The 12,661-nt window shown below is 67.6% G+C and carries 7 protein-coding genes and 1 pseudogene; 5 read left to right on the top strand and 3 right to left on the bottom strand.

Features of this window, described 5'->3' with window-relative positions:
- The first annotated feature begins 181 nt into the window (after positions 1-181).
- Positions 182-1,144, top strand: coding sequence for a MinD/ParA family protein (locus tag A5692_RS13275; RefSeq protein ID WP_068056668.1), 963 nt, complete (start codon positions 182-184; stop codon positions 1,142-1,144).
- On the opposite strand, the pseudogene A5692_RS13270 reads toward A5692_RS13275, so the two are convergent.
- Positions 1,141-1,584: pseudogene (locus A5692_RS13270) on the bottom strand (RNA polymerase subunit sigma); the annotation flags it as partial. The gene A5692_RS13275 and the pseudogene A5692_RS13270 overlap by 4 nt on opposite strands.
- A gap of 745 nt (positions 1,585-2,329) precedes the next feature.
- On the opposite strand from A5692_RS13270, the gene gltB reads away from it, so the two are divergent.
- Both gltB and A5692_RS13260 read left to right on the top strand, forming a co-directional pair.
- A complete protein-coding gene (gene gltB, locus A5692_RS13265; protein WP_068056674.1) occupies positions 2,330-6,925 on the top strand; it encodes a glutamate synthase large subunit in 4,596 nt (1,531 codons plus the stop codon).
- A complete protein-coding gene (locus tag A5692_RS13260) occupies positions 6,918-8,384 on the top strand; it encodes a glutamate synthase subunit beta (RefSeq protein ID WP_068056664.1) in 1,467 nt (488 codons plus the stop codon). Before gltB ends, A5692_RS13260 begins: the two co-directional genes overlap by 8 nt.
- A 351-nt stretch (positions 8,385-8,735) precedes the next feature.
- On the opposite strand, the gene A5692_RS13255 is transcribed toward A5692_RS13260, so the two are convergent.
- Positions 8,736-9,587 carry an LLM class F420-dependent oxidoreductase gene (locus A5692_RS13255; RefSeq protein ID WP_067919016.1) on the bottom strand — a complete coding sequence of 284 codons (852 nt, stop codon included), beginning with the start codon at positions 9,585-9,587 and terminating at the stop codon, positions 8,736-8,738.
- A 50-nt stretch (positions 9,588-9,637) separates the two neighbouring features.
- Here A5692_RS13255 and A5692_RS13250 point away from each other — a divergent pair, with 50 nt between their 5' ends.
- Positions 9,638-10,069, top strand: a complete 432-nt coding sequence (locus A5692_RS13250; protein ID WP_068056662.1) for a hypothetical protein — start codon at positions 9,638-9,640, stop codon at positions 10,067-10,069.
- 43 nt (positions 10,070-10,112) lie between these two features.
- On the opposite strand, the gene A5692_RS30255 is transcribed toward A5692_RS13250, so the two are convergent.
- Positions 10,113-11,381, bottom strand: a complete 1,269-nt coding sequence (locus tag A5692_RS30255; RefSeq protein ID WP_082962662.1) for a PPE family protein — start codon at positions 11,379-11,381, stop codon at positions 10,113-10,115.
- Between the two features lie 266 nt (positions 11,382-11,647).
- Here A5692_RS30255 and A5692_RS13240 point away from each other — a divergent pair, with 266 nt between their 5' ends.
- A complete protein-coding gene (locus tag A5692_RS13240; RefSeq protein ID WP_068056658.1) occupies positions 11,648-12,655 on the top strand; it encodes a PHP domain-containing protein in 1,008 nt (335 codons plus the stop codon).
- Positions 12,656-12,661 lie beyond the last annotated feature (6 nt).

The raw sequence follows: 12,661 nt of genomic DNA, 5'->3' as shown, positions 1-12,661 counted from the left end.
GACACGCTAAGGTCCCCCGGCCGCGAGCGCGCCGCCCCCGCCGCTTGCGGTCGGCCAGCGACCCGCGCCGTTGCCACCGTCGCCGGGCCCGCCGCCGGTCCGCCCACCTGCGCCTCTCCAGCACCCGCCCGCTCCGCCACGACAGCCCGCTCCCCCGGTCGCTGCCCCGCGGCCACCCGTGATGTCGTCCCCCGCGGAGGCGCCCGCGCCGGCCCCCGCGGTGCCGCCGGCGCGGGCCACGGTGGGCCTCGACGCGCTACCCGACCGCGGTTGGCGACGCTTTCTCCGGCTGATGACTTTTGGCCTGGTCAAGCTGGGTCCCTCGCCGGCCCAACAGCAGGACGCCCAGTTCGAGTCGGCCATCCGGACCCGCCTCCCCGGCAACTTCAAGGTCGGCGTCCTGGGCAAAGGCGGTGTGGGGAAGACGTCGGTGGCCGCCAGCGTCGGATCCCTGTTCGCCGAGCTCCGAAGGCAAGACCACGTCGTGGCGATCGATGCCGACACCGCCTTCGGCCGGCTCAGCAGCCGAATCGACCCGAGTTCGACCGGGTCGTTCTGGGAGCTCACCACGGACAAGAACCTGCAGTCCTTCAGCGACATGGTTGCCCGGGTGGGCCGCAATTCCGCCGGGCTGCACGTGCTCGGCGGCGAGCCGGCGTCCGGCCCGCGCCGGGTGCTCGACCCCGCGATCTACCGGGAGGCCGCGCTGCGCCTGGACCGCCATTTCGCGATCTCGGTCATCGACTGCGGCTCCACCATGGACGCACCGGTCACCCAGGAGGTGCTGCGCGACTTGGATGCGCTGATCGTGGTGTCCTCGCCGTGGGCGGACGGCGCGAACGCCGCCGCCAGGACCATGGAGTGGCTGGCCGACCAGGGCTTCGAAGGCCTGCTGGAGAACAGCATCGTCGTGCTCAACGATTCGGACGGCCACGCCGACAAGCGCACCCGGGCGTTGCTGGCGCGGGAGTTCATCGATCACGGCCGGCCGGTGATCGAAGTGCCCTTCGACCCGCACCTACGGCCCGGCGGTGTCATCGACGTGAGCCACGAGATGGCCGCGGCCACGCGGAGGAAGTTTCTCGAGGTCACCGCGACGATCGCGGGGTACTTCGCGGCTCGCGCCGAGAACGGGCGGGGCTAGGCCCGCTCGGCCACCTGGCCCGCCCGTGCCGACGGGTCGGCGATGGCCTCGATCTTGACCACACGGGACCCGCGGATGGTGAGCACGATGACGGCGAACAGACGGCGGCCGCTGAAGGCCAACAGGGCCGGCCCCCCGGCGGGGCCGCTGACCAGTGTCACGTCCGGCCACAGGTAGCGCAGCAGGTTGGTGGCCACCGCCTGCGGACCGTGGTTGATCTGTGGCGGCGGCGCCGGGTCGGCCAGGATCGTGCCCACGCCCCACACCGTCGGGTCCAGCACGGCGGCCAGCCCGGCGAGGTCACCGTTGGCGCACGCGGTGATGAATTTGTCGGTGACGAGCTGATGCTCGGCGGACGCGATCGCGTTGGTTTTGGGTTGCGCGGCAAGGAATTTGGCCCGCGCGCGCCGTGCCAGCTGACGGCAGGTGCCGACCGGGCGGGGGCTGCGGTGCGCTGGCCGGGGGCTGCAGACGGTCCCGCAGGAATTCGTCGCGCTCGTTCATGGGCTCCTCGGGTGCCGGGCGATCCATCGGCGGTCAGGTGGTTCGTCCGGGACCAGTGATAAGTACCACGGTCCCATCACCGTCGCCGGATGCGGACCGGTACCCGCCCAGTATCTCCTGCGCGCCTCGCATTGCTACCGTGCAAACTTAGCAGCGCTTACTGCCCTGCGGCCCGGGTGCCTCGGCCCGCGCGCTGAGCACGACCAGGTGAGCCGATGCCGGGGTGGTGACCACGCCCTCAGGCGGAGACAGCAAACGTCCTCCGGGGCCGGGTCGGGCCCACCGGAGCGCTTCCAGCGGCGCGGTTGTGACGAAGATTGCAGCCATCGAGCAGCCATCGAGCAGCCATCGAGCAGCCATTGAGCAGCCATCGAACAGCACGTCGGCCGGGTTGCCGCCCGTCGGCCTTCGCGAAATTTACGGTGCTGCCAGCTGGCGGTTAGACTTGACGAAGTTGGCATGTCAGGCGGGTATTGTCATATCGTTTTACGACTTGTCGAGACCGGTTTCCAGGCCACCGTTCAGCGCTGCACGGACGCATCCCTAACGGGATCGTCTCCGCCTGGGGGACAGCCTATCGAGACAAGACCGAGGGGTCCGTAGCCCGCAACCTCCGGGTAAGACCTCATCGAAGCAGCCGTTAACGCCGCTCGAAACGTTCAGGTGAAGGGTCAGGTGCATATGACGCCCAAGCGCGTCGGGTTATACAACCCCGCGTTCGAGCACGATTCGTGCGGGGTAGCCATGGTCGTCGATATGCACGGCCGTCGTAGCCGCGACATTGTGGACAAGGCAATCACCGCTCTGCTCAACCTCGAACATCGCGGTGCTCAGGGCGCCGAGCCGCGCAGCGGTGACGGCGCCGGCATCCTGATCCAGGTACCGGATGAGTTCCTGCGTGCCGCCGTCGACTTCGAGCTGCCCCCGGCGGGCAGCTACGCCACCGGCATCGCCTTCCTGCCGCAGTCGTCCAAGGATGCCGCGGCGGCGTGCGATGCGGTGGAGAAGATCGCCGAAGCCGAGGGCCTGACGGTGCTGGGCTGGCGCAACGTACCCATCGACGACTCCTCACTGGGCGCGCTGTCGCGTGACGCGATGCCCACGTTCCGGCAGGTGTTCTTGGCCGGCGCGTCGGACATGACGCTGGAGCGCCGGTGCTACCTGGTCCGCAAGCGCGCCGAACACGAACTCGGCACCAAGGGCCCCGGTCAGGACGGTCCCGGTCGCGAAACCGTTTACTTCCCAAGCCTTTCCGGTCAGACCCTGGTCTACAAGGGCATGCTGACCACCCCGCAGCTGAAGGCGTTCTACCTTGACCTGCAGGACGATCGGCTGACCAGTGCGCTGGGCATCGTGCACTCCCGGTTCTCCACCAACACCTTCCCGTCCTGGCCGCTGGCCCACCCGTTCCGTCGGGTCGCGCACAACGGTGAGATCAACACCGTCACCGGCAACGAGAACTGGATGCGGGCCCGCGAGGCGTTGATCAAGACCGACGTCTTCGGCTCGGAAGCCGACGTGGAAAAGCTGTTCCCGATCTGTACCCCGGGCGCCTCGGACACCGCGCGGTTCGACGAGGCGCTCGAACTGCTGCACCTCGGTGGCCGCAGCCTGGCCCACGCGGTGCTGATGATGATTCCCGAGGCATGGGAACGCAACGAGTCCATGGATCCGGCGCGGCGGGCCTTCTACCAGTACCACGCCTCGTTGATGGAGCCCTGGGACGGGCCCGCCTCGATCACCTTCACCGACGGCACGATCGTGGGCGCCGTGCTCGACCGAAACGGCCTGCGCCCGTCGCGGATCTGGGTGACCGAAGACGGTCTGGTGGTGATGGCCTCCGAGGCCGGCGTCCTGGACTTGGACCCCGCCACGGTGGTGCGCCGGATGCGGCTGCAGCCCGGCCGGATGTTCCTGGTGGACACGACGCAGGGGCGCATCGTCTCCGACGAGGAGATCAAGGCCGAACTCGCGGCCGAGCACCCGTACCAGGAATGGCTCGACCGGAACCTGGTTCCCCTCGAGAAGTTGCCGCAGGGCGACTACGTGCGGATGCCGCATGATCGACTCGTCAAGCGGCAGTTGACATTCGGCTACACCTATGAAGAGCTCAACCTGTTGGTTGCGCCCATGGTGCGCACCGGCGCCGAGCCGATCGGCTCGATGGGCACCGACACCCCGGTCGCGGTGCTCTCGCAGCGGCCGCGGATGCTCTACGACTACTTCCAGCAGCTGTTCGCGCAGGTGACCAACCCCCCGTTGGACGCCATCCGCGAGGAGGTGGTAACCAGCCTGCAGGGCACCACCGGCGGCGAGTGTGACCTGCTGACGCCGACCGAGAACTCCTGCCACCAGATCATGTTGCAGCAACCGATTCTGCGCAATCACGAGCTGGCCAAGCTGATCAACCTCAATCCCGACGACGAGGTCAACGGGCGTCCGCATGGCATGCGGTCCAAGGTGATTCGCTGCCTGTACCCGGTCGCCGAGGGCGGCGCAGGATTGGCCGCGGCGCTCGACGACGTGCGCGCCCAGGCGTCGGCCGCGATCACCGACGGCGCGCGCCTGATCATCCTGTCGGACCGCGAGTCCGACGAGCGGATGGCGCCCATCCCGTCGCTGCTCGCCGTTGCCGGTGTGCACCATCACCTGGTCCGCGACCGGACGCGCACCCAGGTGGGCCTGGTCGTCGAGAGTGGTGACGCCCGCGAGGTGCACCACATGGCGATGCTGATCGGTTGCGGCGCGGCGGCGATCAACCCCTACCTGGCGTTCGAGTCGATCGAGGACATGCTCGACCGCGGCGCGATCGACGGCTTCTCCGATCGGCAGGAGCGCGAGAAGGCTTTGAACAACTACGTCAAGGGCGCGGGCAAGGGCGTGCTCAAAGTGATGTCCAAGATGGGCATCTCGACGCTGGCCTCCTACACCGGCGCGCAGCTGTTCCAGGCGGTCGGCGTTTCCGAGGACGTGCTCGACGAGTACTTCACCGGGCTGAGCTGCCCGATCGGCGGGATCACCCTGGAGGACATCGCCACCGACGTCGCCACCCGCCACCGGCTGGCCTACCTGGACCGCCGGGACGAGCGCGCGCACCGCGAGCTCGAGGTGGGCGGCGAGTACCAGTGGCGCCGTGAGGGTGAGTACCACCTGTTCAACCCGGAGACCGTGTTCAAGCTGCAGCACTCGACTCGCACCGGCCAGTACAAGATCTTCAAGGACTACACCCGCCTGGTCGACGACCAGAGCGAGCGGATGGCCTCGTTGCGCGGCCTGCTCAAATTCCGTGGCGGTGTGCGTCCCCCGGTTCCGCTGGAAGAGGTCGAGCCGGCCAGCGAGATCGTCAAGCGCTTCTCCACCGGTGCGATGAGCTACGGCTCGATCTCGGCCGAAGCGCACGAGACGCTCGCGATCGCGATGAACCGTCTGGGCGGGCGGTCCAACAGCGGCGAGGGTGGCGAGGACGTCAAGCGTTTCGACCGCGACCCCAACGGCGACTGGCGGCGCAGCGCGATCAAGCAGGTCGCCTCCGCGCGCTTCGGCGTCACGTCGCACTACCTGACCAACTGCACCGACATCCAGATCAAGATGGCGCAGGGCGCGAAACCCGGTGAGGGAGGCCAACTTCCCGGGCACAAGGTCTACCCGTGGGTCGCCGAGGTGCGGCATTCGACACCCGGTGTCGGGCTGATCTCGCCGCCGCCGCACCACGACATCTATTCCATCGAGGATCTCGCACAGCTGATCCACGACCTGAAGAACGCCAACCCGTCGGCGCGGGTGCACGTCAAGCTGGTCTCCGAGAACGGCGTCGGCACGGTTGCCGCCGGTGTCTCCAAGGCGCACGCCGACGTGGTGTTGATCTCCGGTCACGACGGTGGCACCGGCGCGACGCCGCTGACGTCGATGAAACACGCCGGTGCGCCGTGGGAGTTGGGCCTGGCCGAGACGCAGCAGACATTGCTGCTCAACGGCTTACGTGACCGAATCGTGGTCCAGGTGGACGGCCAGCTCAAGACGGGCCGGGACGTGATGATCGCCGCGCTGCTCGGCGCCGAGGAATTCGGCTTCGCCACCGCACCGCTGGTGGTGGCCGGCTGCATCATGATGCGGGTGTGTCACCTGGACACCTGCCCGGTCGGCGTGGCCACCCAGAACCCGGTGCTGCGTGAGCGGTTCACCGGCAAGCCCGAATTCGTCGAGAACTTCTTCATGTTCATCGCCGAAGAGGTACGGGAGTACATGGCGCAGTTGGGTTTCCGTACCCTCAACGAGGCGATCGGCCAGGTGGGGGCGCTGGACACCACCCTGGCTCGCGCGCACTGGAAGGCGCACAAGCTGGACCTCGCGCCGGTGCTGCACGAGCCCGAGTCGGCATTCATGAACCAGGACCTCTACTGCAGCTCCCGGCAGGACCACGGCCTGGACAAGGCGCTGGACCAGCAGTTGATCGTGATGAGCCGTGAGGCACTCGATTCCGGCAAGCCGGTGCGATTCTCCACCACGATCAGCAACGTCAACCGCACGGTGGGCACCATGCTCGGCCACGAGGTGACGAAAGCCTATGGCGGCCAGGGGCTTCCGGATGGGACCATCGATATCACCTTCGAGGGGTCCGCGGGCAACAGCTTCGGGGCCTTCGTGCCGAAGGGAATCACCTTGCGGGTCTACGGCGACGCCAACGACTACGTCGGCAAGGGTCTGTCCGGTGGCCGGATCGTGGTGCGTCCTTCCGACAACACCCCGCAGGACTACGTGGCCGAGAACAACATCATCGGCGGCAACGTGATCCTGTTCGGTGCGACCAGCGGCGAGGCGTTCCTGCGCGGGGTGGTCGGTGAACGGTTCGCGGTCCGTAACTCCGGCGCCCACGCCGTCGTCGAGGGCGTGGGTGACCATGGATGCGAATACATGACGGGTGGTCGGGTCGTGATTCTCGGGCCGACCGGCCGCAACTTTGCGGCGGGAATGTCAGGCGGTGTGGCTTACGTGTACGACCCGGACGAGGAACTGCCGGACAACCTCAACATCGAGATGGTCGACACGGAGAGTCTGGACTCCGATGACGCCGAATTCCTGCACGGCATCATCCAGGCGCACGTGGACGCCACCGATTCCGCGGTCGGCCAGCGGATCCTGGCGGACTGGCGCTCCCAACAGCGCCACTTCGTCAAGGTGATGCCGCGCGACTACAAGAAGGTGCTGCAGGCGATCGCCCAGGCCGAACGCGACGGCACCGACGTGGACAAGGCGATCATGGCGGCCGCACATGGCTGATCCGAGCGGCTTTCTCAAGTACACCCACCGGGAACTGCCGAAGCGTCGGCCCGTCCCGCTGCGGTTGAAGGACTGGCACGAGGTCTACGAGGACTTCGACGAGGACACCCTGCGCGAGCAGGCGACCCGTTGCATGGATTGCGGGATCCCGTTCTGCCACAACGGATGTCCGCTGGGCAACCTGATCCCGGAGTGGAACGACCTGGTACGCAGGGGCCGTTGGCGCGACGCGATCGAACGGCTGCACGCGACCAACAACTTCCCGGACTTCACCGGGCGGCTGTGTCCGGCGCCGTGTGAACCGGCGTGTGTGCTTGGCATCAACCAGGATCCGGTGACGATCAAGCAGATCGAGTTGGAGATCATCGACCACGCCTTCGAGGAAGGCTTCGTCGTGCCGCTGCCCCCCGACAAGCTGACGGGGAAGAAGGTCGCGGTGGTGGGCTCGGGCCCGGCCGGTTTGGCCGCCGCCCAGCAGCTGACCCGGGCCGGCCACACGGTCACCGTTTTCGAGCGCGCGGACCGCATCGGTGGGCTGCTGCGCTACGGCATTCCGGAATTCAAGATGGAGAAGCGGGTCCTCGACCGGCGCCTGGACCAGATGCGCGCCGAGGGAACCGAATTCCGTGCGGGCGTCAATGTCGGGGTGGACATCACCGCCGAGCAGTTGCGCGCCGACTTCGACGCGGTGGTGCTGGCCGGTGGCGCCACGGCCGGGCGGGACCTGCCCATCCCGGGACGCGACCTCGACGGCATCCACCAGGCGATGGAGTACCTGCCCTGGGGGAACCGGGTGCAGGAGGGCGATGACGTCCTGGGGCCCGACGGGCAACCTCCCATCACCGCCAAGGGCAAGAAGGTCGTCATCATCGGTGGTGGTGACACCGGGGCGGACTGTCTGGGTACCGCGCACCGGCAGGGCGCGACCGTCGTGCACCAGTTCGAGATCATGCCGCGCCCGCCGGACACTCGCGCCGAATCGACCCCGTGGCCGACCTATCCGCTGATGTACCGGGTGTCGTCGGCGCACGAAGAGGGCGGTGAGCGGGTGTTCTCGGTGAACACCGAGCAGTTCATCGGCGAGGACGGTCGCGTGACGGCGCTCAAGGCGCACGAGGTCACCATGCAGGACGGCAAGTTCGTCAAGGTCGAGGGTTCGGACTTCGAGCTCGAGGTCGACCTGGTGTTGCTGGCCATGGGGTTCGTCGGCCCGGAACGCGAGGGGCTGCTCACCGACCTCGAGGTCAAACTGACCGATCGCGGCAACGTGGCGCGCGGAGCCGACTTCGACACGTCGGTGCCCGGTGTGTTCGTGGCCGGGGACATGGGTCGCGGCCAGTCGTTGATCGTTTGGGCGATTGCTGAAGGCAGGGCCGCGGCCGCCGGCGTGGACCGGTACCTGATGGGCGCGACCGCGCTGCCCGCGCCGGTCAAGCCGACGGCCGTGCCGCTGCAGTAATCACACCAGTCACACCAGAAACACGCCGACAATCGTTGGGCGAGCCTGCCCTAGTTTGCCAGGGCGTGGGTGTCTAATGGACCGCTGTGGGCTTCATGCCACAGAGGCCCCGGCTGAACAGACCGTCGCAGGAGTGGTCACTGTGCATATGAATCCATTACCTCGATCGCGGATGGGGCGAATGGCCTGGTCATGGCTGCGTCACCCGGTCAAAAGTCGCGAGTTTCCCGCCAAGCACGAACGTCTGGTTACGGCCGAGGATCTGCTGCTCTTCGGCGTGTGAACGGCCGACGCGGCCGCGTAAAACACTCGGGGGTTTGCTCAAAGCCGCTCGTGGCGGCCGGCCCGCGATCAGCCGTCCAACAGCCCCGAATCGCGGATGGCCTCGGCCAGCGGTTCCAGAACGGCCGGGTCGTGCGGTGGGTTGATGTACAGGATGCCCAGGTCGAGCCCTTCGGCCGCCAGTCCAGCCGCCTGCTCGAGGACCTGCTGGTAGTTGCGCTCCTCGTCCAGGCGCAGGTGGGCCGACAGCGTGATCTCCTTGGGGTCGCGGCCGATCTTCTCGCACTCCGCGGCCAGCACGTCGCGCTTGCGCGCGAATTCCTCCGGCGGGCCGCCGACGAAATTCCAGTGCTGCGCATAGCGGGCGGTCAGGGGCAGCGTTCGTTTCTCCCCGCTGCCACCGATGCAGATCGGGGGGTGGGGGCGCTGCACGCCCTTGGGCTCGTTGCGGGCGCCCTTGAGCTGGTAGAACTTGCCGTCGAAGTCGGTGGTCTCCTGGCTGAGCAGGCTGATCAGCACCTGACACGCCTCCTCGAACCGATCGAAGCGTTCCCGCAGGCTGCCTAATTCGATGCCGTAGGCGCCCGACTCCTCCTCGTTCCACCCGGCGCCGATGCCCAGCTCGAGCCGGCCGCCGGAGATTATGTCGAGCGCGGCGGCCATGTTGGCCAGCAGTGCCGGGTGCCGGTAATGGATCCCGGTGACCAGGGTGCCCAGCCGCAGTCGTTTGGTGGCCTGCGCCAGCGCGGTCAGCGTCGTCCAACCCTCCAGGCAGGGCCCGGTGCTGTCGGAGAAGATCGGATAGAAGTGGTCGAAGGTCCACCCGGACTCGAAGACGTCGATATCGTCGGCGGTCTGCCAGACGGCGAGCATGTCCGCCCAGGTGGTGTCTTGGGGTGAGGTCTTGAACGCGAATCGCATGGAATTCACGTTAGTCGATCTTTATGAAGGGCAACTAAACTCAGCGGGCGATGAGCTACTCCCTCGGACTCGACACCAAGGTCACGCTGCTGGCGGCCGGCCTGATCTTTCTGCTGGCGCTGGTGCTTGGGGTGTGGAAGTACCGGCAGATCATGGCCGCGGCCGACCATCGCGCGCATCCGTACGTGGACATCGCGCACCGGGCGGCGTTGCTCTACTCGTTCGCGACGCTGCTACTGGCGGTCTTCGTCGAGCTCAGCGCGTGGCCGACGTGGGTCAACCTGAGCGCGGCCGGTGTGGTCGTCTTCTTCTTCGTCGGCGCCATCCTGAGCTACATCGAGCACGGGGCGCGGCGCGACACCGTCAACCAATTCGCGGACCCCGCACCGGGCACGGGGTTGGCGATGGCGTTGCTCATCGCCGGCGAGATCGGGGGCTTTTGCGTCATCTTCGCCGGATTCGTGGTCGGCCAACTGATCTGAACCGGCCGCTCGACCCTCCCGGTGTGCTAGTGGCCGGTGATGGTCAGACCGCCCCCGCCGCCGCCTCGGCGCCGACCAGGTTTTGCGCCCATTGCAGGAGACTGGGTGCATCGAGCTGGGGTTGAATTCCCGCGGTTCCCGCCAGGCCCGGTGAGCTGCTGAGCACGCCGGCCCCGGGTATGGCGCCCGCCCCGGTGGACGCCGATGGGACGGCGGCGGCCGCACTGACGGTATAGGGCTCCGCGAGAATGACATTGCCGGTCGTGGAAATCACGCCGCTGATGATGTTGATGCTGCCGCCGTAGGTTTCCAATGCCCCTCCGGCGGACCCGAACCCGAGGGTGACGGTGCTGTTGACGATGGTGATACTGCCGCCGCCTCCCGCCCCCATAGCGACGAGACTGTTGGTATTGAGAGTCAAGGTGCTGCCGGACTCGATGGTGAGTGTGGCGCCGTTGCCGATCACGAGAAGGCCGCCGTTGAGGATGACTGTGCTGCCGGACTCGATGTTGAGGGCGGTGCCGACATCGGGATATACGACGAGAGTTCCATCGCCGACGACGAGGGAACTGCCGGCGCCGATGTTGACGATGCCCCCTTGTGACGTCGTGTAGGTGCCGGGGCCGTATGTGCCGGGCCCGGTGATCTCGCCGGTGACGGCAGTGTTGGGGGAGGCTAGCTGGCGGGTCGCGTTGGTGCTGAGTTGCTGGGTCAGTGACTGGGTGCGGGCGCCGGTTGTGTTGCCCGCGGTCTGGGCAACCGAACGGGCCTGCGCGTCGCGCCCGGACTCGTTGGTGGTCTGGGGCGGTTCGTGAATCGGGGTCAGGGTGCTCGCGGGCGCCGATGCAGCGGCATAGGCATACATCGCGGTAGCGTCTTGGGCCCACATCTCCATGTACTGGGCTTCGGTGGCCGCGATCGCCGGGGTGTTCTGCCCGAGAAAGTTGGTCGCGATCAACGCCATCAACTGCGCCCGGTTGGCCGCGATCACCGGCGGGGGCACCGTCATCGCGAACGCGGCCTCGTAGGCCGCCGCCGCCTCGTACGCTTGGGCCGCGGTGCGCGCTGCCGCAATCCCACTGGCCTGCAACCACGCCACGAACGGTGTGGCCGCGGCCGCCATCCCCGTCGCCGACGGACCAAACCACCGCCCGGTAAGCCCCGACACCTCCGCCGAGTAGCCGCTGGCGGCGGACTCCAACTGCGCAGCCAACGCATCCCAGGCCGCCGCGGCCGCCAGCATCGGTCCCGAGCCCGGCCCGGCATACATCCGCCCGGAATTCACCTCAGGGGGCAGCAACCCATAATCCACGACGACGTCTCCGTTCCCTCGGCGCGATTCTTAGCCGAACGTACGTTTAGCTCAGCTAGTTATACGCGTGTCGGATTAACTGTGAGCGACAGCTCGCTGAAGTTTCTTGGCACCGGAATCATCTGTGGCGCAACAGCATCGGCCATGCAGAAGTCCGAGGGCGACCCCGAGCAAGCGGGTGACTCTCCGTGGGGAGATTGCAGGGCGGTAACGTGCGGCGCCCGGCTCCGCCGCGCTTGCGGTCGCCGCGCGGGCACACTGGAACCATGGATCCCGCAGAGGCTTTGCGCCAGATCGCCTACTACAAGGACCGCAGCCGCCACGATCCCCGGCGCGTGATGGCATACCGCAATGCCGCCGACATCATCGAGGGTCTCGACGAAGCGGCGCGGGAGCGGCACGGCCAGGCCGGCAGCTGGCAGTCGTTGCCCGGCATCGGGCCCAAAACCGCGAAGGTGATCGACCAGGCCTGGTCCGGCCGCGAGCCCGATGTTCTCGTGGAATTGCGTTCCGCCGCAGAGGATCTCGGCGGCGGTGACATCCGCGCGGCGTTGCGCGGCGACCTGCATCTGCATTCGAACTGGTCCGACGGGTCCGCGCCGATCGAGGAGATGATGGCGACCGCGGCCGCGCTGGGGCACGAGTACTGTGCGTTGACCGACCACTCGCCGCGGCTGACGATCGCCAACGGGCTGTCGCCGGAACGGTTGCGTGCCCAGCTCGACGTCATCGACAGGCTGCGTGACCGGTTCGCCCCGATGCGCATCCTGACCGGGATCGAGGTGGACATTCTCGAAGACGGCAGCCTCGACCAGGAGCCCGAGCTGCTCGAGCGCCTCGACGTCGTGGTGGCCAGCGTGCATTCGAAGCTGTCGATGGATGCCGCGGCGATGACGCGGCGTATGGTTCGCGCCGCGTCCAATCCGCATGCCGACGTCCTGGGCCACTGCACCGGCCGGCTGGTCTCCGGAAACCGGGGCATCCGGCCGGAGTCGAAGTTCGACGCGGAAGCGGTGTTCACCGCCTGCCGCGAGCACGGGACCGCGGTGGAGATCAATTCGCGGCCCGAACGGCGCGACCCGCCGACCCGCCTGCTCAAGTTGGCATTGGACATCGGCTGCGTGTTCAGCATCAACACCGACGCGCACGCGCCCGGGCAGCTCGACTTTCTGGGCTACGGCGCTCAGCGTGCCGTGGACAACGGCGTGCCGGTCGACCGGATCGTCAACGCGTGGCCGGCGGAGAAGCTGCTGGAGTGGACGGGCTCGAATTGAGCCGGC

The organism is Mycobacterium sp. E342 (assembly GCF_001667665.1).
In the GTDB taxonomy this organism is placed as follows: Bacteria; Actinomycetota; Actinomycetes; order Mycobacteriales; family Mycobacteriaceae; genus Mycobacterium.
This window is presented reverse-complemented; position numbering and strand designations above follow the sequence as displayed.

Coding starts and splice junctions, on each gene's coding strand:
- A5692_RS13275 (WP_068056668.1), top strand. CDS start 182: ATGTCGTCCCCCGCGGAGGCGCCCGCGCCGGCCCCCGCGGTGCCGCCG.
- gltB (WP_068056674.1), top strand. CDS start 2,330: ATGACGCCCAAGCGCGTCGGGTTATACAACCCCGCGTTCGAGCACGAT.
- A5692_RS13240 (WP_068056658.1), top strand. CDS start 11,648: ATGGATCCCGCAGAGGCTTTGCGCCAGATCGCCTACTACAAGGACCGC.
- A5692_RS13260 (WP_068056664.1), top strand. CDS start 6,918: ATGGCTGATCCGAGCGGCTTTCTCAAGTACACCCACCGGGAACTGCCG.
- A5692_RS13250 (WP_068056662.1), top strand. CDS start 9,638: ATGAGCTACTCCCTCGGACTCGACACCAAGGTCACGCTGCTGGCGGCC.
- A5692_RS13255 (WP_067919016.1), bottom strand. CDS start 9,587: ATGCGATTCGCGTTCAAGACCTCACCCCAAGACACCACCTGGGCGGAC.